Below are 23361 nucleotides of genomic sequence, written 5' to 3'. Positions count from 1 at the left end.
ACACGGTGAACGGCCCCGCGTACGGCGTGCCACGTCGGCGTCGCGGATGGCCAACCGGGTCGGCCTCAAGCGGGTCGGAGCTGTCGCGGCGCTTGGCGTCGGCGCACTGTTGATGTCGGGTTGCGACGGACGAACGGCGATGCGGTTCGGCTGGCCGCACGGTGTGACCCCCGAGGCCACCGACATGGGCAACCTGTGGAGCTGGTCGGTCATCGCGGCACTTGTGATGGGCATCATCGTCTGGGCTCTGATCTTCTGGACGATCACTTTCCACCGCTACAAGCCGGGTGAGGGCAAGGACGAGTTCCCTCGCCAGACCGCCTACAACGTCCCGCTCGAGCTGGCATATACGGCCATCCCGTTCGTGATCATCGCGGTGCTCTTCTACTTCACCGTCATCGTGCAGACCAACGTCGAGAAGAAGACCGACGATTCGAAGGTCGTCGTCGACGTCACCGCATTCCAGTGGAACTGGAAGTTCGGCTACCGCGACGTCACGTTCGACGACGGTAGTAAGTACAACGGCTTCGTCCGCGACGGTAACCCGTTCGATCTCGAGACCGCGAACACCCGTCAGATCCACGACGGCGAGACCATCGAGCTCCCCGGCCCCGACGGTGGCCGTAGCAACGACGTGCGGGACTACCTGAAGTTCAACCAGATCGAGACTGTCGGATCGTCGGCGACGATCCCCGTTCTCGTGCTGCCGACGAGCAAGCGGATCGAGTTCGATCTGGCGTCTGCTGACGTCATCCACTCGTTCTGGGTTCCGGAGTTCCTGTTCAAGCGCGACGTCATGCCGTTCCCGAAGCAGAACCACACCGACAACCGCTTCCAGATCTCGTCGATCGACCGTGAAGGTGCATTTGTCGGTCGCTGCGCGGAAATGTGCGGCACGTACCACTCGATGATGAACTTCGAGGTTCGTGCAGTGTCGCCACAGGACTTCGACGCGTACATCAAGTACCGGCAGGAGAATCCCGGCAAGACGAACGCGCAAGCGCTCGAACACATCTGCCAGCAGCCCGAGTCAGTCGTCACGGTTCCGTTCGACACGCGTCGTGCCAGCGACGGAACCGCGAGTGCCAGGGGTGACGGCGGCAACACGAAGCTTGCGAACTGCACGATCGGAGCACTCCAGTGAAAATCGAAGCGAGACTCTTCGAGCTGCTCACGCTCTTCTTCGCAGGTTGCGGTGTCATCTACACGGTGTTGACTGCACTGACTGAGAACGGCGTCGAATGGGTCGGTGTCACCGCCATGTTCTTCAGCGCCGGGCTGACGCTGATCGCCGGTACCTACTTCCGGTTCGTCTCACGACGCGTCGAGATCCGTCCCGAGGATTACGAGGACGCCGAGATCGAGGACGGCGCCGGCGAACTCGGCTTCTTCAGCCCGGGCTCGTGGTGGCCGATCGTGATCGCCGCGTGCGCAGCGCTGTTTGCCGTCGCATTCGCCACCGGCAACCTCTGGCTCGCGATCTTCGCGGCAGCGTGCATCATCGGTGGTGCTGCCGGAATGGTCTTCGAGTACATCGTCGGACCCGAGAAGCACTGACAGAGCAGCCCTTTCACGCTGGACAACCCTTCGCATCCCATGACAGCCGCATCCGAACGCCGGGTGCGGCTTTGTCATACCGCGCACCTCGAGCCGGGACGAATGCCCCAGTTGATGCGCCTGCTCGACGCCGCGTTCGACGGTGACTTCGACGACACCGACCTCGACCACGCGCTCGGCGGAATGCACGCACTGATCGTCGACGAATCCGACGAACTCATCGGTCACGCGGCCGTGGTCGCCCGGTCGGTCCTCGTCGACGACCAACCACGACGATGCGGCTACGTCGAGGCCGTCGCCGTCTCGCCAACACATCAACGTGAGGGGCTGGGAGGTGCGCTGATGGCTGCCATCGAGGAGGTCATCGACAACGCCTACGATCTGGGCGCACTCGGCGCGTCGGACGCGGGCATGCGCTTGTACGAGTCGCGGGGCTGGATTCCGTGGGTCGGCACGCTCGGTGTGCTCAGCCCGGACGGATGGGCGCCGACCCCCGACGACGAAGGCGCTGTCCTGGTTCGCAACATAGGAGGACTCGATTCAGCCGTCGCCCGGCTCTCCTGCGATTGGAGAGCCGGCGACGTCTGGTGATCCTGCGGTTGAGCGCTTGGTCCGGTGCTGCGGCCAGAGCTCAGTCGTCGCCGACGATGCTGTGGCCGTAGACCTTCAGCGTCCGGTATTCAGCGCGAAAACGAGCGGATGTATACGACTCGCCGACCTCGCCGTCGTGGGGGATGGTGGTGGGTTCGGCTGTGGTGAAGGTGAACTCGGGTACCTGCATCTCGTGGTACAGCTTCGATCGCTGCAGGAGCCCTGTCACGAGGCTCCCCAGTACTCGCAGCGTCGCCAACCGCTTGCCGGCCTCGAGGAAGCGGACGTCGAGCAGCCCGTCGTCGAGTCGCTCGCGTCGTGCCGGTGCAAACCCTGCCGAGCCGTACATCGACGTCCCCACCAGGAACAGCGACGTCTTGACGGTCTTACCGTCGATGGTGATCTCGACCGGTGTGGAGTGTCGTGCGACCTGGAGCATCGCCAGTGCACTCGCAGCACCCTTGCCCACGCGGTGCTCCCATTTGGTCCTGGCGCGTACGTAGTGGGGGTATGCGCCGATGCTCGCCGTGTTGAGGATGAGCCGTTGCTCGTTGAGGGTCGCCGCGTCGACCGAGGTGGTGACGCCTGCCCGGATCTTGGCGAGCGCGGCGTCGACGGTGTCGCACCCGATGTCGCGTGCGAAGTGGTTGAACGTGCCACCGGGGAAGACGGCGAGCGGGAGGTCGGCGGCGTGCGCTGCCGCTGCGATGGTGGCCACCGTGCCGTCTCCGCCACAGACCCCGAGCGCGGTGGCCCGTCGGGCCGCGTCATTGGCGACCGACGCGTAGTCGTCGTCCGGCCCGAGTTCGATGATCTCGGCGCCCGGAAGCTCTGTCCGGACGGCCTCGAGGACCTTCTCGCTGTTGCCGTCTCCCGACGCCGGGTTTCCGAGGACCACGAGACCCGAACCGTCGACGGGTAGCGGTGCGGCCTCGGTGGTGGGTGCGGGAACCGCGATGTTGTGCGGGATGATCGGCGGAGCGATCTTGCCGCCCAGCGTGGCGACGGCGGCGCCGATCCCGAACCCGATGAACACGTCGCCCGGATAGTGCGCTCCGGTCGCGACGCGGGACAATCCGACAAGGCCTGCGAGCGCAGACATCACCAGGCCCAGTGGCGGCGACTCGAGCGCCACACCGACGGAAAAGGCTGCGGCGCTTGCTGAATGGCCCGACGGCAGCGAATTCGACGTCGGCTGGTGCGCCGCCCGCCGCACCAATGGCACGACCGACGGTGAGGGTCGCTTGCGTTGCCGGATTCGTTTTGCGCCCTGGTTGGTGACGAGACTGGACACTGCGAGCGATGCCAGGCCACGGACCGCGGCCCGCTGCCAGCGAGGGCGCCCACTGAGTATGAGTCCGGCTCCGATGCCCATCCACAGCTTCGAATAGTCGGCTGCCGCGGTGAGTTTGGGCATCGTCTCATCGAGCAGTGGGCTCGGTGAACGAGCGATCGCATGGAAGAGGTTGGCGTCGAGTGTGCCGAGCTCCTTCGTCAGCTGATGTAGTGGGTCTTTGTCGCGATGTCCGATGTGTCGCACTCGTGTCATCGTTCAACCGTAGCGGTCGGTGGGGGAGGGGAGTGCTTGTCCCACAACAACACACGGCCCACATCACACACGGCCCACAACAACACACGGCTGCCGTCGCGGAGTGCGACGGCAGCCGTGTGTGACTGCTGATTCGAGAGCCGGTCAGTCGAGCGGGTTGCCGCCCTTGGCCTGCAGCTCGCGCAGGGCGTCGATTTCTTCGCGTTCCTGCTCGTGCTCGAACTCGACGTTGCGCTTCTGCTGCTCGGGCGGGTCGGCCACCATGATCGAACCCGTTCCGGGTGCGCCCGACGACCCGAGTTTGTTCATCCGTTTCGGGACCGCGGCACCCTCGTACGGCAGCGGGATCGCGTGACCGTGATCGTCGACCGGGCCGAGCGGCTGGTGGATCTCGATGTACTCGCCCTGAGGCAGACGCTTGATGATGCCTGTCTCGATGCCGTGCTCGAGGACTGCGCGGTCGCTGCGCTGGAGGCCGATGGCCCAGCGGTAGGCGATGAAGTAGGCGATCGGCGGCACGATGATCAGACCGATGCGACCCATCCACGTCGTCGCGTTGAGCGAGATGTGGAACTTCAAAGCGATGATGTCGTTCATACAGCTCAACGTCAGGATGATGTAGAACGAGAACGCCATCGCGCCGATGCCCGTGCGCACGGGAGTGTCACGCGGACGTTGCAGCAGGTTGTGATGGGCGTCGTCGCCGGTGAATTTCTTTTCGATCCACGGGTAGGCGAACATCACAACGAACATGATCGTGATGATCACGACGACCCAGAAGATCGCGGGAATCGTGTAATTACCGAGGTACAGCTCCCACGCAGGCATCAGACGGGCCAAGCCGTCGGTCCACATCATGTAGATGTCGGGCTGAGAACCGGCCGACACGTGTGCGGGGTTGTACGGACCGATCACCCACACCGGGTTGATCTGGAAGATGCCGGCCATGATCGCGAGGATGCCCGCGGTGAAAGCGAACATCGCTCCACCCTTGGCGGCGAACACCGGCAGGATACGGACACCGACGACGTTCTTCTCGGTGCGACCCGGGCCGGGAAACTGGGTGTGCTTCTGGTACCACACCAGCGCCAGGTGGGCACCGATCAGCGCGAGGATGATGCCCGGGAACAGCAGGATGTGCAGCACGTAGAGGCGCGGGATGATGATGTCGCCGGGGAACTGCCCACCGAAGAGCGCCCAGTGGATCCAGGTACCGACCAGCGGGATTCCCAGCACGATGCCGCTCATCGCGGCGCGAACGCCCGTGCCCGAGAGCAGGTCGTCGGGCAGTGAGTAGCCGAAGAAGCCCTCGAACATGGCCAGGACCAGCAGCAGGCAGCCGATGATCCAGTTGGCCTCACGCGGGCGACGGAACGCGCCGGTGAAGAAGATGCGGGCCATGTGGATGATGATCGACGCCGCGAACAGCAGTGCTGCCCAGTGGTGGATCTGACGGACGAACAGACCGCCGCGCACCTCGAAGGAGATGTTCAGCGTGGTCTCGTATGCGCGGGTCATCATCACGCCGTTGAGCGGCTGATATGCGCCGTGGTAGGTGACCTCTGCCATCGACGGGTCGAAGAAGAAGGTCAGGTACACACCGGAGATCAGCAGGATGACGAAGCTGTAGAGCGCGACCTCACCGAGCATGAACGACCAGTGTGTCGGGAACACCTTGTTGATCTGGCGCCGCATTCCTGCGGCGAGGTGGTACCGGGAATCGACCTCTTCGGCCTGCTTCGCGAGACGATTGCTCATGACTTGCGCTCCCAGAATGCGGGTCCGACGGGTTCGATGAAGTCGCCTGCGGCAACCATGTACCCCTGATCATTGACCGTCAGCGGCAGCTGCGCCAGTGCACGCGCGGCCGGACCGAACACCGGCTTGGCGTATTCGAGCGCGTTGAACTGCGACTGATGGCACGGGCAGAGGATGCGGTTGGTCCGCTGCTCGTACAGCGAGGTCGGGCAACCGAGGTGGCTGCAGACCTTGGTGTAGGCGAAGTAGTCGCCGTAGTTGAAGCTCTCCTGGCCCTTGCGCTTGATCGACCGGGCTGCGTCCTCGGGCCGCAGGCGTATCAGCATGACGGGGTTGGAGACGTAGCGCAGACCCCAGATCAGCTTCTCGCGCGACTCTTCGGTCTCGCCGTAGCCGTCGGAGACGCGCCACGGGAACACGGTCTCCATGCCGCCGGCGTCGAGGTCCTCGGGCCGGACCAGGGCGACCTGGTGCGGGTTACCGGTGTCGCGACGAAGGAAGACGGTCTCGTTGGGCTGCGATTTGGGGTTGTAGATCGGTGACCAACCGGTGTGCCACAGCGGTGCGTCCTCGCGCTTGGCCCACGGATTCTTGATGAATCCACCCAGGCCTGCGACGACGCCGGTGAGTGCGAGCGCACCGAAAGCGAACAGCCCGGAGCCGATCAGCATCTTGCGACGGCCGAGCGTCGACTTCGTTCCCGAGTCGACGAGTTCGGCGACGATGGTCTTCTTGTCGACCTCGGTCGATCCCGGACCGTCGTGACGGTCCTGAACCGCGATCTCGGACGGGATGAACTTCTTCGTGATCAGGACGAGGGCAACGCCGATCGACAGGATCGACAGACCGAACGTGACACCCAGCAACGGTGTGTTGAGGGTGTAGCGCCAGTAGTCGGAGGTCCCCGGCAGCGCGAACTCCCAGTGGTTCCACAGGAAGATCACGAAGCAGGCCAGCGCGGAGATGCCCGCGATGACCAGCCAGATGGCGATCTGTCGTTCTGCGCGCTTCTCGGCCTTCGTGCCGGGCTCGGGAAATCGCTCACCCCGATGGATGATCTCGACGCCGTCGAGGTTGGTACCGAGCTTGACCAGGTCATCGTTGGTCATCTGGTCAAGCTCATCGGCGGACGGCGTGTCCTTGTCCGTGGTGCTCATGTTCGTGATCCCATCCACATCGCGGCGGCGACGACCGCCACAACTCCGACAAACCACATCACCATGCCCTCACTGACCGGGCCGAAGCCGCCGAGGCTCAGACCGCCCTGGGGCTTGGATTCGGTGACGTACTTGATGAAGCCGATGATGTCCTTCTTCTCGTCCAGCGAGAGCTGGCGATTGGAGAACTTCGGCATGTTCTGCGGTCCGGTGAGCATCGCCGTGTAGATCTGCTGTTCCTTGACGTGGTCGAGCGTCGGCGCGTACTTACCCGACGACAGCGCACCGCCACGTCCGGTGAAGTTGTGGCATGACGCGCAGTTCAGACGGAACAGTTCGCTACCGCGACCGAGGTTCTCGCCACGCAGCGACTCCTGCGCGACGACCGGCAGGACGACTTCCTTCATCGAACCGTCGGCCTGGCGCTGCATGACCTTCTCGGTCTTGCGGGTGCCGTCCGGGTTCTTCTCGAACAGCGGGCGAGGACCGCCACCCTGCGACTGGATGTAGGCGCCGAGCTGGTCGATCTGTGCGGTGTCGAACTTCGGTGGCTTGCGCTGGGCCTGAGCCTCACCGCGCGCGGCAGGCATGCGGCCGGTCGAAACCTGGAAGTAGACAGCCGCGTCGCCGACACCGATCAGGGATGGGCCGCGGTCGGCCACACCCTGCAGATTGGCACCGTGGCAGGTGATGCACGAGCTCTCGTAGAGCTTCTTGCCGTCCTGGATCAGCGCGGCGTCGCTGGTGTCCGCGACGGCGACCTGAGGCTTGGGGGACAGCAACGACGCGAGGACGCCTGCCATCATCAGGCCGGCGAGCAGTAGCAAAGCGCCACTGGCGCGGCGGCGCAGCTTACGACGCGAGCGGGACTTCTTCGCGGAGCTCGGCTTTGTGCTCGAGGTGACTGTGTCGACCTGACCGACGTCGGAAGGGCTATCCGACGGTCGCGGTGGAGATGAACTCATCGTGGTCTCTCTACTAGCGGACGGACTTCTCAGCTGTTGGCGGGAACGCGGTTCCGAGGAGCCACTCTCGCCTCATGTCTCAGTTATTCGTTGCGATCGGTGTCATCGGATGAAGGGCAGTCATCGGATGAAGTAGATGGTGACGAACAGGGCGATCCACACGATGTCGACGAAGTGCCAGTAGTAGGACACGACGATCGCAGCAGTCGCCTGGTTCGGAGTGAACTTGGCGAGCTTGGTGCGGACCAACAGGAAGATGAAGGCGACGAGACCACCGATCACGTGCAGGCCGTGGAAGCCGGTCGCCATGTAGAAGACCGAGCCGTAGGCGCTCGACGAGAGGGTCGTGCCCTCCGCGACCAGGTGGTAGTACTCGTAGGCCTGGCCGCAGACGAAGAAGGCGCCCATCACGAACGTGAGGATGTACCAGCGACGCAACCCGAAGACGTCGCCACGCTCGGCGGCGAACACGCCCATCTGGCAGGTCACCGACGACAAGATGAGGACGGTGGTGACCGGGATGGCCAATTTCAGGTTCAGTTCGGTGGGCTCCGGCGGCCAGCCGGCAGGGCCGGCATTGGCGCGTGCGACGAAATACATCGCAAAGAGTCCAGCGAAGAACATCAACTCACTGGACAGCCACACAATCGTGCCGACACTCACCATGTTGGGGCGGTTGAGCGAGTGCACGCGCGAGGTGATGGCTGTTCCCGAGGTACCTACAGCGCTAGTCACAGATTGAAGTATGACGGTTCGTAGTACGCCCTGACCACTCGGGTCGGATATTCGTGGGAACTATTTCTCTTCCCGCTGGTAGGCGCCGGTCGGAGGCGCCTTTCGGCGTGTCAGGGTACCGGTGGACCGAGCGGTGAGCGCCGTGCTTTGCTCAACTCCATGGGTACCTCCGACCACGACGATCCAGGGTCGCGGCACGACGGCCGACAGTTCGACCTCAACGGCAGGCCGATGGCGCCGCGCCGCTGGGAAACGTTGCGGCGAGCGATGATCGGCGGTCGAGCCGCGCCTCGCGACGCGCTGACGGTGACCGACCGCGACGTCGTCGTGGTCGGTGAGTCCGACGACGAGGCGGCGTCGAGCTCGTCGATCCTCGACGCCTCGACGTTGCGTCCGGCCGATCAGGCAGTCGTGCGGCACGTGCTGGCGCTTCCGGACGACGGTGTCGAGGCGGCGGTTGGCCTGGCCGCGCTCGACGAGTACGAGGCGATTCCCATCGATGTCGTCGCCGATCGGTTCGCGATTCCGGAGGGGCTTGCACCCGTGGTTCTGGCGCGCGTGCAGCTCGTCGACGCACTGCACTTGTCGCAGGAGCGCTCACGAATGGCGAGCCTGGCGTCGCGGCACTCGGGTGTCGCAGTGGGGTGGCAGATCGTCCAGCGGCCGCGATGAATCACCGCGCCGCGCGCGCATTGATCACCGCGCCGCGCGCGCATGGCACATCGTGCGGTACGACCGCGAGCAGATCGTGTGCGCAGGTCAACTAAGGTGCATGGGGTGAGCAGCGAGCAGAGCTACACCTGGCCGCAGATCCTCGGATCCGTCACCGACGGAATCGACCTGACCGTCGACCAGGCGCGATGGGCGATGGACGAGGTCATGACCGACAGCGCGACGTCGGCGCAGATCGCCGCATTCGGCGTCGGCGTGAAGATGAAGGGCGCAGCGCCTGCCGAACTCGCAGGCCTGTCGCAGGCGATGCTCGACCACGCCACCCTCGTCGACACCGACCGTGCGGCGATCGACATCGTCGGAACGGGAGGCGACCGCTCGCACACCGTGAACATCTCGACGATGACGTCGATCGTCGTCGCCGCGGCCGGCGTGCCCGTGGTCAAGCATGGCAATAGGGCTGCGTCGTCGAAGAGTGGCGGTGCCGACGTGTTGGAGGCCCTTGGCGTGACGATCTCGCTCGGTGCCGCGGAGGTCGCCGCGTGTATCGACCAGATCGGCATCGGATTCTGCTTCGCCCCGGTGTTTCACCCTGCGTTCCGGTTCACCGCTCCCGCACGGCAGCAGATCGGCATCCCGACGGTGTTCAATGTGCTCGGCCCGCTGACGAACCCGGCGAACCCACGCGCGGGATTGATCGGGTGCGCGTTCGGCGATCTCGCGCCTGTTCTCGCGCGTGCCTTTGCCGAGCGGGGTAGTTCTGTCCTTGTGGTGCGCGGCGATGATGGTCTGGACGAACTCACGACGACCACGACGTCGTCTGTGTGGCAGGTGGTCGACGGCACCGTCACCGAATTGACGATCGATCCGCGTGATCTGGGAATCGACTACGTCGACCTATCGGCGCTGCAGGGCGGAGATGCGACGGTGAACGCCGCCATCGCGCGGGAACTGCTGTCGGGAATGTCCGGCCCCGTGCGCGATGCTGTGCTCCTCAACGCTGCGGGTGCACTCGTCGCCAACGAGCAGACGTCCGCGACCGACAACGCGGGACTCACCGCGGCGTTCGCGGCGGCGACCGAGCGCGCCGCGGAGTCGATCGATTCGGGCGCAGCCGCGCGGCTGCTCGACCGGTGGGCCCAGGTCAGCGGCGAGCTCGCCAACAAGTAGGCCGGTTGCCGGGCGAGGATCACTCCTCGCCGATGGAGAAACCACCCTCGACGGCGCTCGACGAATAGCTGCGGAACGCGATGTGTGTCGCGCTGTGCCGTACTCCCGGCAGCCGATTGATCTTGCCGGTGACCACCTCGGCGATCTGCTCGTGGTCGCGTACGCGGATCTTCGCGATCAGGTCGACATCGCCCGCACACGAGTAGACCTCTTCGACGCCCGGGATATCGGCCACGGCCTGTGCCGTTTCGGGGATCTGGTGGACGTCGGCGTCGATCAGGACGATGGCGGTGATCATGCGGGCAAGCGTAGTCGGCCATCATCGGCGCGCGGGCGTGACCGGTGACGCGGCGTGCGGATGTCACGCGCATCGTGGGCGGTCTGTGACCACTCCAGCCAACGCTGCGCCGAACCGACGGGTGTGGCAAGCGCGTCGCTGGAGTCGACGATGCGGGTGCCGGGGTCGGACACCCAGCGGTAGAGCAGACCTGCCTCTTCCGGGGAGGCGCCCCGAAGTGGGGTGTCGTCTGGCAGCACTGTCTCGGCCGCCGCGACCAGCGCTGCGACCACCGGCATCGGCGCGTGTCCGCGTGGCGCTGTTCCCGCCGCAGCGAGCCGTCCGTGCCGAATGACCGCCAACTCCCACCCGCCGGCCCCGTCCGAGCGTGCGACCACCAGCTCGGCTATCGCGCAGAGGGAACTCAGACGCTGACACCGAGCGAGTTGATCGATGGTTGCGGCCATCCGGTCGCGGTGGCGCGCGGCGGTCTCGTACATCTGGGCACCGGCGACGACGTCGAGTCGCTGCGAGAGCCGCTCCAGGATCGTGTCGGATCGTCCGAGTATCAGATCGACGACGGACGTGACCGATGGCAGGTAGTCGGGAAGTGTCTGAGGGCGTGTCGAGGCGGCAGCACATCCGCCGACGACCCGACCGCCGTCGTCTGGGAGGCGACACCAATGATGGGTGGCGGTCGCGCCGAGGCGGGTCGTACAGGTTCGCAGTCCTGCGGCGTGTGCGATGAGGTCGGCGATCGCGGTCGCCGTGGTGCGCTTACCGATCGGCCCGATGCTTATTTCTCCCGGCGTGCGGGCCACACGCAGACGGGCGAACCGTTCGTTGCTCAGGGTCACCCACCAGCCGCGGTGGGGTTGCGTCGAGCGTCGGTTGTACGCCGGGGCGTGCGCAGCGAGCAATCGGAGCTCGCGAACTCCCGCCTCGAGTGCGTGCGCGCATTCGACGTGATCGACGCGTTCGGCGAGCATCACCATCTCGCCGATCCTGCGTCGGGGATCGGCTCCGGAGAAATAGGACCTCACGCGTCGACGCAGATCCGATGCCGTGCCGACGTAGAGGACCTCGTCGCTGGGGCCGCGGAACAGGTAGACGCCGGGACGCGCGGGGATTCGGTCGGCCAGGTGCCGCTTTGCGCGCAGCCGCGGATCGGTACGTGGCAGGTAGCGGGTGAGTTCGCGATAGCTCTGTACGCCCTGATTCCCGACGCGTTCGAGAAGGTGGTGAAAGACCTCGACGGTCGCGCGGGCATCGTCGAGAGCGCGGTGCGTCGGGCGGACGGTGACGTCGAACAGATCGGCCAGAGCCGACAGGCGCACCGTCGGCGCCTCGTCGCGTCCGAGGATGCGTCTTGCCATGGTGACCGTGCACAGCGTTGCACTGAACGGCCACTGCAGGTGTAGGCGCAGCGCGTTCTGCCGCAGGAACGACATGTCGAACCGGGCGTTGTGGGCGACGAGAATCGATCCGCGCGCGAACTCGATGAACGACGGCAAGACCTCGTCGATGCGTGGCGCGTCGTAGACCATCGCCTCGGTGATCCCGGTGAGCGCGACGATCTGCGGTGGAATCGGGAGTCCCGGATCGACGAGTGTCGCGAACTCGCCGAGTACCTCGCCGCCACGAATCTTCACCGCGCCGATCTCGGTGATGCGGTCGTTGGTGGCACTGCCGCCGGTTGTCTCGAGGTCGACGACGACGAGCGTGGTGTCGAACAGGGACCGATCAGAGAACTCGTCGTCGAGAGTGCTCTCGAGGTCGGCGCTCGCGAGGTCTGAGAACGAGAGCTGATCGCCACTGGATGTCACGTCGCGAACAATAGTTCGAACCACCGACACCGCTGATTCGTTGCTGGTGAGGCGCGTGTTCCGAATGTGGCGATTCGTCGCCAACTGGTTTCTGGTGCCGGGCCTCCGCGACTCGGTCGGCCGGACTTGTCGGTGGGGGTGCCTAGTCTCGCGGTGAGAAGGAGGCAGTGGTGCGCGTTGCTGCCGGGAGGAGGGGAAGCCTCCCGACGACATGCGCATCCCGAGGATTTCACACCACTGAGACGGAGATCACATCATGGACATCGATTGCAGCACCTGCCCCGGTCGTGAACACGCCTGCGACGGCTGTGTGATGACAGTGCTTTTCGGCCCGCTGAACAGCCAGGATGCCAGCGCCGGGTGGCGACGGGGGTGGCCAACCGGCACCCGAGATAACGACGCCGAGATCCACGCCGCCATAGATACATTCACGGGCGCTGCAATGGCCTCCAACGTCGATGCACGATCTGCAAGAGCAAGCATCTGCGCAGTTCAAGCGGCCAGTTCGTCGTCCGAATCACCGACATTGCGTGCTGGCTAGGGCGCGGAGGTCGAACACGCTGTTTGTCGGTTAGTGGACAGACACGCATCCGGTTTCGTAACCTTTCCGAGACCTTTGCGAAGCGTCCCTCTCCAACAGGAGAGGTTCGCAGGGGTCACCGCTCAATCGCCGAGGCTACGAGTCTCGGCGTACCGGGGAACCACTCATTTTTTCGGAGCTTTCCGAATGGGGGTGAATCGCGCTCTCGATCCGGGTGTTCGCACTCGAATCGCATGCGCGTAGGGCCATTTCTTCCGGCCCGAATCCGACAGCTAACCCGGTCGGCGGTAGAGGGAGAACAAAGGAGAACACCCTTCGTGGCCAAACATCGTTTGGAACAGCCCGACCGCGGCAAGGTCGCAAAGAAGGCGGTAATCGCCGGGTCGATCACGTTCGGCTCGCTTGCCGCTGTCGCTGGTCCCGCTCTGGCCGCGCCGGTCACCGTGCCCAACGTCGGCACGTTCGAACTTCCCGGCGTCGACACCAAGCAGATTCCGGCACAGTTCCAGCAGCAGAAGGCGCCGGTCGTCAAGAAGCAGGATGTCGCGAAGTCGCCCGACGCCACAGTCGAGATCCCCAACGTCGGCAAGTTCACGCTTCCGGGTATCAGCGACAACCAGATCCCACAGCAACTTCGGCCGCGTGGCGGAGCTCCGCTGCTCGCCCCGACGCAGACCGCAGGCGAGAAGGCCGTGCGCGCCGCTGAGACCAAGATCGGCGCCCCCTACTCGTACGGTGCTTCCGGACCCAACGCCTTCGATTGCTCCGGCCTCACCAGTTGGGCCTTCCGTCAGGCAGGTCTGACGATTCCGCGCGACAGCTACGGACAGCTCGGCGGTGGCACCGCGGTCGCCTCGCTGGCGAACGCGAAGCCCGGCGACATCCTGGTGTTCAACGGTGGCGGACACGTTGGCCTCTACATCGGCAACGGACAGTTCATCCACGCATCGACCTACGGCGTCCCCGTGAAGAAGGACGTCGTGAAGAATTGGAGCTTGGTCGGTATCCGTCGCTACTGAGCGACGAGATCGACAGAGTTCGTGACGGCGGGCGGATCACGCGTTGACGCGTGATCCCCCCGACCGGCAGTAGCCGCCGCAACGCTCACGTTAGGGTGGAGCGCGGTGCACCGGTCTGCCACGTGGAGGCCGGTCGCTGCATGTGGTGAGGGGAGTGAACACAGAAGTGGTTGCGGGATCGCAGGCAATGGCGCATCGATCACGAGCGGCATTCGTCGTTGTCGTGACGGCGATGATCGTCGCTGTCGCACAAGTCTTCTCGATGGCGATAGCGGGTCCGTCGAGCGCGGAACCGACGCGCACACCCGACCAACTCCTCACTCAGTACAAGAAGCTGAGCACCGACGCCGAGAAGTCGTCGGAAGCGATGCACAACGCCCAGATCGAGTACGACAAGCAGCGCGGCATCGTGACCGCTGCCCGTAAAGACTCGACCGAGGCCCAGAAGGGCCTCGAAACCTCGCGGAAGACGCTGGGTTCGTACCAGAAGCGCGTCGACACAATTGTCCGCGCCAGCTACAAGGGTGCCCGGGTCAACCGTCTCTACGCGGTGCTCGTCAGCGACTCACCGCAGTCGTTGCTCGACCAGATGTCGGGCCTCGAGGTGATCTCGCGCCAGGCGTCGGCAGATCTCAAGGGCCTCAAGAAGGCTCGCGCCCAGATGGCCGCCGCGAAAGCGAAGGCCGATCGCACCGCCGCGGAGGCGACGACCGCCGTGTCGGCCGCCGAGCGCGTACGCGGCGACCTCCAGGCCAAGCAGGCCAACCTGCAGCTCCAGGCGGTTCAGGTGCGTGCCGTGTACGAGTCGATGACCGGCAAGCAACTCGGCGCCCTTCGTGGCCCCAAATTCGATTTCGACCCCCGTGCCGTGCCGAAGGGTACGTCTGCCGCTCTCGCGGCCGTGCAGGCTGCGCTGACCCGCATCGGAGATCCCTACGTCTGGGGTGCCACCGGGCCCGACTCCTTCGACTGCTCCGGGCTGATGGTGTGGGCCTACCAGCAGGCGGGTAAGACGCTTCCGCGCTCGAGCGAGGCGCAGATGGGCTCGGGAACGGCTGTCGACCGCGGCAATCTGCAGCCCGGCGACCTGATCATCTACTACCCGGACGCCCATCACGTCGGCATGTATGTCGGCGACGGTTACGTGATCCACGCGTCGACATTCGGTGTGCCCGTCAAGGTGGTACCGATCGACCAGGCCGGGCCGTTCGCGGCCGCGCGGCGATACGCCTGATGCGCGGACAGCGTGCACGCTGAGGCCTCGGCTGCGCGCGTAGCATGTGTGCTTCTCGCTGCCGCGACACTCGCAGTGGGTGCGTCGGCCTGCTCGTCGGATGATCAACCGCGGCAGGCGACCTCGTCGTCTGTCACGACGACGACCACGAATCCCAACGTCTATCTGCAGGAGCGGTCGGAGGGCGTCGCGCAACTCCTCGACGACCTCACCCGCGCTGTGACGGATGGCGATCGCGCTCGCCTCGACACGCTCCTCGACGCATCGACGCCCCCGACGTTCCGCGACTCCCTGACCGTCGCGGCCCAGAATCTGTCCGGACGGGATCTCTCCGGAACGGGCACCTCCACCGCGTCCTCGGCCGCAGCGCCGCCGCCGTCGGCGAACTCGCCGTCGCCATCCTCGCCGTCGCCGTCCTCACTGATCGCGGCTGTGCCCGCGCGCGGAACCACACTGAAGCTCAAGGAGTTCGGCTACCAACTCGCGTCGACGCAGGGCGCCGAGACCCAGGTGCCCGAAGAGGTTGCTGCTCGACTCGAATCGCAGGGCAGCACCGACTCGTGGGTCGCGCCGGTGCAGCTGCGGTATGCGCTCGGCGGCGCCAATACGCCGGGAGTCGACGAGCCGACGGTCGCGCTTGATCGCGAACTTGTGGTGGCGCGATACGGCGATGGGTGGAAATTGGTCGGCGACGCAACGCTTCTCGGTGACGACGCCCCGGCAACCCAGCTCTGGGACCTGCCGGGTCTCGAGGCCACGGACGTACTCACCGGGGGAGGGCCGTCGACGGTGGTGTCGTATCCGGGAACCGACGTCACCGTGGATCGGACGCGAAGCTCGCTGCGTCAGGCGGTATCGGCCGTCACCGCCTTCTGGGGTTCGGAGTGGCCGCGACGCGCCGTCGTGGTCGCAACCGCGACACCGGACGAGTTTTCCGCGATAGCGCACAGTTCGGCGACCGATACCTCTGCCGCCGCTGCGGCCACCGTGTTCGATCGCGTCGAGGGTGACACGGTGATCGGTCAGCGCGTCGTCCTCGCTCCGTCTGCCAACGACCTACCCGCGCCCGCGCTTGCGGTGGTGCTGCGGCACGAACTCACCCACGTCGCGGCGCGCTCGGTGACCGCGAAGGATGCGCCGCTGTGGATCACCGAGGGTGTTGCCGAGTATGTCGGCCGCAAGGGAACCTACGTGCGCCTCGACGACGCCGCACCGGATCTCGCCGCGCAGGTGCGCGCCGGGCAGAGTCCCGACGCGCTGCCGTCGGATCAGGATTTCGGTGTGGCGACAGAGAAATCGACTCTCGCATACCAGTCCGCGTGGGCGCTCGCGGCCTACGTCGCCGACCGCTACGGTGAAACACGTCTGAAGGCCCTCTATCGCGGGGTGGCGGCGTCGGGAGATGTCGGCAGGCAGGACAACGCGATCGCAACTGCTCTCGGTGTCGATCGCAACCGTCTGATCGCCGACTGGCGCAGATGGCTCGCGGAACAGGTTCCGGGATAAGGAGTACGGTCCGTGCGTCGAACCCTGTTGGTGACCAACGACTTTCCGCCGCGGGCTGGTGGGATTCAGTCGTATCTACAGAATCTCGTCGACAGGTTGCCGCCCGAAGACATCGTTGTCTACGCGCCCCGATGGAAGGGCAGCGTGGAATTCGATGCGCGACAACCGTATCGCGTCCATCGGCATCGGACGACGCTGATGTTGCCCACGCCATTCGTTGCGCGTCGCGCCGCCGAGATCATCCGCAGCGAGGGTATCGAGACCGTGTGGTTCGGTGCCGCGGCGCCGCTCGCGGTGATGGCACCCGCGATGCGAAGGGCGGGCGCGCAGCGCGTCATCGCCTGCACCCACGGCCACGAGGTGGGGTGGTCGATGCTGCCGGGTGCCCGACAAGTGCTGCGCCACATCGGAAATCACACCGACGCGATCACCTACGTGAGCAGGTACACCCGGAATCGCTTCGCTTCGGCCTTCGGGCGCGCTGCCGCGCTCGAGTACCTCCCGCCCGGCGTCGACACTGATCGTTTCGCTCCCAATCCTGTTGCCCGCGAAGAGTTTCGCGCACGGTTGGGGCTCGGCGACGCCCCCACCATCCTGTGTCTGTCGCGATTGGTGCCACGCAAGGGGCAGGACATGCTCATCCGTGCCCTGCCGTTGATCCGCAAGGAGATGCCCGACGTGGTGCTGGTCATCGTCGGTGGTGGACCGTACGCCGACACACTGCACCGCCTCGCCCGCGAGGAGGGGGTGGCCGATCACGTGATCTTCACCGGTTCTGTTCCTGCAGAAGATCTTCCGGCCTACCACAACATCGCCGACGTCTTCGCCATGCCTGCGCGCACACGCGGCGGCGGCCTCGACGTCGAGGGATTCGGAATCGTCTACCTCGAGGCGTCGGCAACGGGTGTGCCCGTCATCGCGGGACGTTCCGGTGGCGCGCCCGAAACCGTCGTCGAGGGGGAGACGGGCACCGTTGTCGACGGCCGCGACGTCCCGGCGATCGCGTTGGCCGCACTGGCGATGCTCACCGATCGTTCGGCGTCTGCCGCGATGGGCGCCAACGGGCGCGTTGTCGCCGAAGGCAGATGGCAGTGGCGACATATGGCAGCGCGCCTACAGCAACTGCTGTAGGCGCGCCTGCGTGATCTCGGGCCGCGTGATCTCGAGAAGCGTGCGCTTCTACTTGGTGTAGAGCGCGTCGATGTCGTCGGCGAATTTGTCGACGACCACGTTGCGCTTGACCTTCAGCGTCGGAGTCATCTCGCCGGTCTCCTCGGAGAAGTCGGACGGCAGGATGCGGAACTTCTTGATCGCCTCTGCGTGCGAGACTGTCTTGTTCGCCTCGTCGACGGCGGCTTGAACTTCGGCGCGCAGCTTGGGGTCGTTGATGAGGGATGAGACGTCGGCGTCGGACGGGAGGCCCATCCGCTCCTTCCAACCGGGGAAGGCCTCGGGGTCGATGGTGATGAGCGCCGAGATGAACGGCTTCTGATCGCCGACGACGACTGCCTGTGACACCAGCGGGGCGGAGCGCAGTACGTCCTCGAGACCTGACGGCGAGACGTTCTTGCCGCCGGCGGTCACGATCAGTTCCTTCTTACGGCCGGTGATGGTGATGAAGCCCTCGGAATCGATGTTGCCGAGGTCGCCGGTGTGGAACCAGCCGTCTTCGAGCGCCTGTGCCGTGGCGTCCGGGTTGTTCCAATAGCCGTGGAAGACCACGCCGCCGCTCAGCAGCACCTCGCCGTCCTCGCCGATGCGAACGGTGTTGCCCGCCACGGGCTTTCCGACGGTCCCGATCTTGATCTCACCCGGGGTGTTCACGCTGAACGCCGCGGTGGTCTCGGTCAGTCCGTATCCCTCGTAGACGGGGATACCGACTCCGTTGAAGAAGTGCCCGAGCATTGCACCGAGCGGCGCGCCACCGGAGATGGCGAGCTCGCACTGCCCACCGAGCGCCGTGCGCAGCTTGCTGTACACAAGGCGGTCGAAGACGGCGTGCTTCACCTTGAGCAGTAGCGGGACACTGCCCTTCTCCGACTTCTCCGAGTACTCGATCGCGGTGGCGCTCGCGGCGTCGAAGATCTTGCCCTTGCCGCCGTCGGCAGCCGATTGGCGGGCCGAGTTGTACACCTTCTCGAAGACACGGGGGACCGAGAGAATCAGCGACGGCTTGAACTGCCCGAAAGTGGCGACGATGTTCTTGGTGTCGCCGGTGAAACCGACCTCGACCCGCGCCTCGATAGCGACGAGGGTGATCGCGTGCGCAAGGACGTGCGCGAGAGGCAGGAACATCAGCAGTCGCTTGCCCGGCGCGAGCAGGGTGCTCAGGTTGCCCTGCAGAACACCGCGGATCTCCGAGAGCATGTTGGAGTGCGTCAGCTCGCACCCCTTGGGGCGGCCGGTGGTTCCCGAGGTGTAGATGAGCGTCGCCGGGTCGCTCGACTTGAGAGATGCACGCCGCTTGGCGATCTCGTCGTCGGAGACGTCCTTGCCCGCCTCGATGAGGAGTTCGACGGCACCGGGGCCGGCCTTCGGATCGATCTGGAACACCTGGACGGCTGTGGGCAGATCGCCGACCGCCTCGAACTCTGCGCGATGTCCGTCGTCTTCGACGATGATGGCGGAGGCGCCGGAATCCCGCATGATCCAGTCGATCTGACCCGACGACGACGAGTCATAGATCGGAACGGTCGTCGCGCCTGCGCACCAGATTGCGAAATCCAAGAGGATCCACTCGAGGCGCGTGCGGGACAGGACCGCGACGCGGTCGCCGGGAGCCACACCGGAGGCGATCAAGCCCTTGGCGATGGCCGTGATCTGCTTGACGGCGTCGTCTGCCCGCACCGGAAGCCACTCGCCGCCTTCCTCGCGCCGAAACACCGTCGAGGCGGGAGTGCGCTCGGCGAGACCGAACAAGATGTCAGTACAGTTCTCGTCCTCCTCGATCGTGAAATCGGCGGGGACGCTGTACTCATTCATCGCGGCACTCATTTGTTAATCGACGACCTTTCGCCATCGTTGGCATCAGACACTCGCGGTCAATCGTATCCCCGGACTTTTGGCCACCCACAACCGCGCCGGAGTTGTGTCACGTATGAGGGGTCTATCCGCTCCCGTCGCGAGTATGTGAAGCTAAGAGGCGTGACGAGCATTCAGGTGGCGGATGAGACATTCGTCGCTGCGGCACCCGAGTTGGTGGCTGCCGTGGTGGGTGATCGCGGACGATGGCGATCCTGGTGGCCCGATCTGCGCATAGAGGTGGCCGAGGATCGCGGTGCCGCGGGTATGCGCTGGCGGGTCGACGGTCCGGTGAGAGGAACGATGGAATTCTGGTGCGAGCCGGTGCTCGACGGGTTCGTACTGCACTATTTCCTTCATGCAGAACCCACCGGTGATTCGGCAGGAGCCGACGTGGCCGGCCTCAACCATCGTTACCGCGTGATCGGGAAACGGGTGACGTTCGAGATCAAGGATCTTCTCGAATCGGGCCGCGCCCCAGGCGATCCCGCGATCAGTGAAAGCGTGGCGAGCTGATGGCCGACCATACCGAGCGTTCGATCGTCATCAACGCCGACGCCGCCGAGGTGATGGCTGTCATTTCCGACTTCGAGCACTACCCGGAGTGGGTCACCGCGGCGCGGGAGGTCGAGGTCACCGAACGCGACTCGGCGGGCAGGGCGTCGGAGGTGCGCTTCCTACTCGACGCCGGCGTGCTCCAGGACACCTACGTGCTGCGCTACACGTGGGGTGCAGGCGGCGACGAGGTCTCGTGGGTTCTGGTGTCGAGTGATCTGCAGAAGGATCAGCGTGGCCGGTACGTGCTCAGCCGACAGGTCCCCGGCTCGACCAAGGTCACCTACGAGTTGATGGTCGACCTGCAGGTTCCGATGATCGGGCAGCTCAAGCGGCGTGCCGAGAAAGCGATCACCGACGCCGCGCTCAACGATCTGAAGAAGAGGGTCGAAGGCTGATCGACCTGACGCCTATTCACACCGTCTTCGGTCCGGGGGGATCCGGGGTGACCGCGGTCGCGGCCGCGGGCGCGGTCAGCCGACCCCGCGCGCGCAGGCCCGAGGTGCGCTCACCGCTCGCCGCCGATCGGCACACCCTCCTGGTCACGGTCGACCGCTGCTCGCCGGTCCCCGACATTCTCGGTGTGTTCCGCTCGCCCAACGACGTCGTCGCGGTGTCGTCGCATCTGCACCTGCTCTGCCTCGAGCGGCTCACGTCGGCCACGACGTCGTGGGCGCTGTTCGCCGAACTCCTCGCCGACACCGTGCGACGCTCCAAGATCACACTGCCCTTCGTCGACACCCTCGCAGGCATCGACCAGGCGGAGGTGACATCGCTGCCCGGCGTCGAGGATGCCTTGTTGCTGCGGCGGATTCGCGACGAGGCGGTCAGCGGTCAGTGGCAGCGCATCGTCGTCGACCTGTCCGGAGTGGGGGATCCGTACCAATTGCTCGATGCGCCGTCGACGCTTCGGCACTCTCTCGACCGGCTATGGCCGAGGCATCGCAGGCTCGCGGCCGCGGCCGACCGTCCGGCGGTCGCACAACTGACCACCGCGGTCGACACCATCGACCGGGACTGCGCCGACGTCGCCGAGCTACTGCGTGACGCGGACACCACAGCGGCACACCTCGTGGTCGGCAGCGGGCATCGCGGAGCCCGATTGTTGCCGCATCAGCTCGCGTCCATCGACCTGCTCGGACTCCCGCTGCGCACCATCTACCTCGACGACGCCACCGCCGAATCGGGCCGTCGGGAGCTCGTGCCCGACGAAATCGACATCGCGCCCGGCGTCGACATTCGTGGTGTCGCGGCGCTCGACACGCCGCTGGACCGGCCGGCACGACTGAAGAAGCTCGGGGTGACGCTGCTCGCGCCGTCGGGTCGCGCGCACGGCTCGTCGGCGCTGTCGGTTGTCGGCGACGAGGCGGACGGCCTCGACACCACGTACGAATTGTCCTGGCCGCAAACGCTTCCCGACCCCGGTCGGTTCATGCTCGGACGCTCGGGCGACGACCTCCTCGTCACCGTCGACGGTCTGCGCCACTGCCTGCCGTTGCCTTCTGTGCTGCGGCGATGCGTCGTCGACGACGCCGACTGGGATGGCCAACAGGTGCGCATCCGGTTCCGTCCCGACCCAGCGGTATGGCCTCGACGGTGAGGTTGCGGGTAGCGTTTCGGTGCACATGTCCCCGGGCGAGTACCGGGGCCCGCCACCAGCAAAGGACCAGCCGCCCGACATGAGCAGCGACGACCGTGGCAATCCGTCGGGGGGACGGGAGACGCCAGGAGACCGCGACGACGCGTTCACCGGAGACCCCGTCGGTGACCCTGTCCGCGACTTCGTCCTGGGCATCGCAGCGCAGATCGACCAGCTCGCCGCCATCATCGGCGGAGGAGGGCAGTCGACGTCGACCGGGGCAGCCCGGGGGACGGGCGCGCGCCACCAGGCATTCGGCGACGTCGCGGGCGAGATCAGTTCACTCGTCGCCGAGATCGGCGACCTCATCTCCCGGCTGATAGCCGCACTCATCGCGGTGCTGGAGGCCGTGGCGAACGCGCTACGCGCGACTCCGGCCGCGCACACCCCGCCGACCGCGCAGTACCAACCGATCGCGGTCCGTATCGGCACGTCGACGCCACACCGGGCGACGCGCGAGCACGGCGCCGATCCCTTCGTTGACCGCAGGCATCTCGATGGCGACACCCAGACGTGATGAGAACTGAGAAGTAATGGGCGAGTTGACGATCGGCATCGACATCGGCGGCACGAGTGTGCGCGCCTCCGTGGTCGACGAACGTGGACGGATGCTCGACACCCTGCGGGCCGCGACGCCGGGCACGGCGCTGGCCCTCGAGCACTGCCTCGATCGGCTCGTCGGCGAACTCACCTCACGGTGGGCGGCGCGCGCCGTCGGCCTCGCGGTGGCAGGCTTTCTGACCCCCGATCGGCAGGTCGTCCGGTTCGCGCCACACCTGCCGTGGCGTGAGGCACGTGTCGCAGAAGAGATGAGTGCGCGCATCGGTCTGCCCGTGGTCACAGAGCACGACGCCAACGCCGCGGCCGTCGCCGAGTTCCGATTCGGCGCCGCGGCGCGCGGACACAACTCGCTGGTCTTGGCCATCGGGACGGGTATCGGTGCCGGACTGCTCATCGAGGGCGAGATCTATCGCGGCAGTTTCGGTGTAGCCCCGGAGCTCGGACATCTGACGGTCGTCCCCGACGGTCGGCCGTGCTCATGCGGCAAGCGCGGATGCTGGGAAAGATATTGCAGCGGAACGGCTTTGGTCGACACCGTCGTCGAATTGCTTGCCGACGGCGATTGGGGGAGAAGCCAGCTCGCCGCCGACGTCGCAGCCGATCCCGGGTCGCTGACGGGGCGTCGTGTCGCGGGTGCCGCCGCCGACGGTGACGCGGTCGCGATCGCCGCGTTCGCCGCTTTCGCGGCGTCACTCGGTCAGGGGCTGGCGATGATCGCCGACATCTTCGACCCCGACCTGATCGTGCTCGCAGGCGGCGTCGGCGCGGCGTCGGGACTGTTCCTCGACGAGGCGCGTGAGCACTACGCCAGATTGATCACCGGTTCGGGGCACCGGCAGCTCGCGCGGATTCGAGGCACCCAGCTCGGCGAGAGCGCGGGCGTCATCGGCGCCGCAGAGGTGGCGCGCGCGGCACTACGGTCCGAAGGTCTGGCGCTCGGCGACGCAGGGTGGTCGACGGCACACTGAGAGCACGCCCTATGGCCCACGCGGGTCTGGGCGCTTGAGTAGAGTCATCTCACAACGTCC

At 65.8% G+C, this 23361-nt stretch carries 22 protein-coding genes and 1 riboswitch; of the genes, 14 read left to right on the top strand and 8 right to left on the bottom strand.

The window, feature by feature from the left end; translation table 11 throughout:
- Positions 1–46 precede the first annotated feature (46 nt).
- From ctaC to A5788_RS02280, 3 genes are read left to right on the top strand one after another with little or no spacing between them, the layout of a single operon-like run.
- A complete protein-coding gene (gene ctaC, locus A5788_RS02290; protein WP_064864341.1) occupies positions 47–1144 on the top strand; it encodes an aa3-type cytochrome oxidase subunit II in 1098 nt (365 codons plus the stop codon).
- Positions 1141–1557 carry a cytochrome c oxidase subunit 4 gene (locus tag A5788_RS02285; RefSeq protein ID WP_064864326.1) on the top strand — a complete coding sequence of 139 codons (417 nt, stop codon included), beginning with the start codon at positions 1141–1143 and terminating at the stop codon, positions 1555–1557. Before ctaC ends, A5788_RS02285 begins: the two co-directional genes overlap by 4 nt.
- Before the next feature lie 39 nt (positions 1558–1596).
- Entirely contained in the window at positions 1597–2148 is a 552-nt protein-coding gene (locus A5788_RS02280; protein ID WP_064864324.1) for a GNAT family N-acetyltransferase, read from the top strand.
- 40 nt (positions 2149–2188) lie between these two features.
- On the opposite strand, the gene A5788_RS02275 is transcribed toward A5788_RS02280, so the two are convergent.
- From A5788_RS02275 to ctaE, 5 genes are all read right to left on the bottom strand, one after another.
- The gene (locus A5788_RS02275; RefSeq protein WP_064864322.1) at positions 2189–3697 is read right to left on the bottom strand and encodes a bifunctional phosphatase PAP2/diacylglycerol kinase family protein; all 1509 of its coding nucleotides are present in this window, start codon (positions 3695–3697) and stop codon (positions 2189–2191) included.
- A 144-nt stretch (positions 3698–3841) separates the two neighbouring features.
- A complete protein-coding gene (gene qcrB / locus A5788_RS02270) occupies positions 3842–5455 on the bottom strand; it encodes a cytochrome bc1 complex cytochrome b subunit (protein WP_064864321.1) in 1614 nt (537 codons plus the stop codon).
- Positions 5452–6612, bottom strand: coding sequence for a cytochrome bc1 complex Rieske iron-sulfur subunit (gene qcrA, locus A5788_RS02265; protein ID WP_064864319.1), 1161 nt, complete (start codon positions 6610–6612; stop codon positions 5452–5454). Before qcrA ends, qcrB begins: the two co-directional genes overlap by 4 nt.
- Positions 6609–7577 (bottom strand): cytochrome bc1 complex diheme cytochrome c subunit, encoded by a 969-nt coding sequence (gene qcrC, locus A5788_RS02260; protein WP_064864317.1) that lies wholly within the window; start codon positions 7575–7577, stop codon positions 6609–6611. The genes qcrA and qcrC overlap by 4 nt, the downstream gene beginning before the upstream one ends.
- Before the next feature lie 120 nt (positions 7578–7697).
- Entirely contained in the window at positions 7698–8312 is a 615-nt protein-coding gene (gene ctaE, locus A5788_RS02255) for an aa3-type cytochrome oxidase subunit III (RefSeq protein WP_174273044.1), read from the bottom strand.
- A 159-nt stretch (positions 8313–8471) separates the two neighbouring features.
- On the opposite strand from ctaE, the gene A5788_RS02250 reads away from it, so the two are divergent.
- Entirely contained in the window at positions 8472–8984 is a 513-nt protein-coding gene (locus A5788_RS02250; RefSeq protein ID WP_064864316.1) for a hypothetical protein, read from the top strand.
- 105 nt (positions 8985–9089) lie between these two features.
- Positions 9090–10154 carry an anthranilate phosphoribosyltransferase gene (gene trpD, locus A5788_RS02245; RefSeq protein ID WP_064864339.1) on the top strand — a complete coding sequence of 355 codons (1065 nt, stop codon included), beginning with the start codon at positions 9090–9092 and terminating at the stop codon, positions 10152–10154.
- 19 nt (positions 10155–10173) lie between these two features.
- Here trpD and A5788_RS02240 read toward each other — a convergent pair whose 3' ends face one another.
- Entirely contained in the window at positions 10174–10452 is a 279-nt protein-coding gene (locus tag A5788_RS02240; RefSeq protein ID WP_005176218.1) for an Lrp/AsnC family transcriptional regulator, read from the bottom strand.
- Complete coding sequence (locus tag A5788_RS02235; protein ID WP_197494449.1) at positions 10449–12257, bottom strand: DEDD exonuclease domain-containing protein; 1809 nt, start codon at positions 12255–12257, stop codon at positions 10449–10451. Before A5788_RS02235 ends, A5788_RS02240 begins: the two co-directional genes overlap by 4 nt.
- 658 nt (positions 12258–12915) lie before the next feature.
- Positions 12916–13100, top strand: a riboswitch (cyclic di-AMP (ydaO/yuaA leader).
- A gap of 15 nt (positions 13101–13115) precedes the next feature.
- Here A5788_RS02235 and A5788_RS02230 point away from each other — a divergent pair.
- From A5788_RS02230 to A5788_RS02215, 4 genes are all read left to right on the top strand, one after another.
- A complete protein-coding gene (locus A5788_RS02230) occupies positions 13116–13817 on the top strand; it encodes a C40 family peptidase (RefSeq protein WP_049698257.1) in 702 nt (233 codons plus the stop codon).
- Between the two features lie 154 nt (positions 13818–13971).
- Positions 13972–15051, top strand: a complete 1080-nt coding sequence (locus tag A5788_RS02225) for a C40 family peptidase (RefSeq protein WP_414652002.1) — start codon at positions 13972–13974, stop codon at positions 15049–15051.
- Positions 15052–15063: 12 nt separating this feature from the next.
- Positions 15064–16557, top strand: a complete 1494-nt coding sequence (locus A5788_RS02220) for a peptidase MA family metallohydrolase (protein ID WP_064864678.1) — start codon at positions 15064–15066, stop codon at positions 16555–16557.
- Positions 16558–16569: 12 nt separating this feature from the next.
- Entirely contained in the window at positions 16570–17688 is a 1119-nt protein-coding gene (locus tag A5788_RS02215; protein WP_064907281.1) for a glycosyltransferase family 4 protein, read from the top strand.
- A gap of 48 nt (positions 17689–17736) precedes the next feature.
- Here the strand turns inward: A5788_RS02215 and A5788_RS02210 are convergent, their stop codons facing one another.
- The gene (locus A5788_RS02210; RefSeq protein ID WP_064907282.1) at positions 17737–19539 is read right to left on the bottom strand and encodes an AMP-dependent synthetase/ligase; all 1803 of its coding nucleotides are present in this window, start codon (positions 19537–19539) and stop codon (positions 17737–17739) included.
- 147 nt (positions 19540–19686) lie between these two features.
- Between A5788_RS02210 and A5788_RS02205 the strand changes: the two genes are divergently transcribed.
- The 5 genes from A5788_RS02205 to A5788_RS02185 all read left to right on the top strand — a co-directional run bounded on the left by A5788_RS02205 (position 19687) and on the right by A5788_RS02185 (position 23301).
- On the top strand, positions 19687–20094 hold the full coding sequence (locus A5788_RS02205) for a hypothetical protein (RefSeq protein ID WP_197494507.1): 408 nt from the start codon (positions 19687–19689) through the stop codon (positions 20092–20094).
- Entirely contained in the window at positions 20094–20531 is a 438-nt protein-coding gene (locus A5788_RS02200; protein WP_049698253.1) for an SRPBCC family protein, read from the top strand. Before A5788_RS02205 ends, A5788_RS02200 begins: the two co-directional genes overlap by 1 nt.
- A 14-nt stretch (positions 20532–20545) precedes the next feature.
- Positions 20546–21733: an ArsA-related P-loop ATPase gene (locus A5788_RS02195; protein WP_064864515.1), complete on the top strand. Its 1188-nt coding sequence runs from the start codon at positions 20546–20548 to the stop codon at positions 21731–21733.
- Positions 21734–21812: 79 nt separating this feature from the next.
- Complete coding sequence (locus A5788_RS02190) at positions 21813–22289, top strand: hypothetical protein (protein WP_064864516.1); 477 nt, start codon at positions 21813–21815, stop codon at positions 22287–22289.
- Positions 22290–22305: 16 nt separating this feature from the next.
- Positions 22306–23301 (top strand): ROK family protein, encoded by a 996-nt coding sequence (locus A5788_RS02185; protein ID WP_049698251.1) that lies wholly within the window; start codon positions 22306–22308, stop codon positions 23299–23301.
- Positions 23302–23361: the final 60 nt, after the last annotated feature.

It is taken from the genome of Gordonia sp. 852002-50816_SCH5313054-c, assembly GCF_001665925.1.
In the GTDB taxonomy this organism is placed as follows: Bacteria; Actinomycetota; Actinomycetes; order Mycobacteriales; family Mycobacteriaceae; genus Gordonia; species Gordonia jacobaea.
The sequence above is the reverse complement of the archived record's forward strand: the minus strand, read 5'-3'. Positions and strand labels throughout refer to the sequence as shown.

Coding starts and splice junctions, on each gene's coding strand:
- qcrA (WP_064864319.1), bottom strand. CDS start 6,612: ATGAGCACCACGGACAAGGACACGCCGTCCGCCGATGAGCTTGACCAG.
- A5788_RS02200 (WP_049698253.1), top strand. CDS start 20,094: ATGGCCGACCATACCGAGCGTTCGATCGTCATCAACGCCGACGCCGCC.
- A5788_RS02185 (WP_049698251.1), top strand. CDS start 22,306: ATGGGCGAGTTGACGATCGGCATCGACATCGGCGGCACGAGTGTGCGC.
- ctaC (WP_064864341.1), top strand. CDS start 47: ATGGCCAACCGGGTCGGCCTCAAGCGGGTCGGAGCTGTCGCGGCGCTT.
- A5788_RS02275 (WP_064864322.1), bottom strand. CDS start 3,697: ATGACACGAGTGCGACACATCGGACATCGCGACAAAGACCCACTACAT.
- qcrC (WP_064864317.1), bottom strand. CDS start 7,577: ATGAGTTCATCTCCACCGCGACCGTCGGATAGCCCTTCCGACGTCGGT.
- qcrB (WP_064864321.1), bottom strand. CDS start 5,455: ATGAGCAATCGTCTCGCGAAGCAGGCCGAAGAGGTCGATTCCCGGTAC.
- A5788_RS02250 (WP_064864316.1), top strand. CDS start 8,472: ATGGGTACCTCCGACCACGACGATCCAGGGTCGCGGCACGACGGCCGA.
- A5788_RS02190 (WP_064864516.1), top strand. CDS start 21,813: ATGAGCAGCGACGACCGTGGCAATCCGTCGGGGGGACGGGAGACGCCA.
- A5788_RS02240 (WP_005176218.1), bottom strand. CDS start 10,452: ATGATCACCGCCATCGTCCTGATCGACGCCGACGTCCACCAGATCCCC.
- A5788_RS02280 (WP_064864324.1), top strand. CDS start 1,597: ATGACAGCCGCATCCGAACGCCGGGTGCGGCTTTGTCATACCGCGCAC.
- A5788_RS02210 (WP_064907282.1), bottom strand. CDS start 19,539: ATGAATGAGTACAGCGTCCCCGCCGATTTCACGATCGAGGAGGACGAG.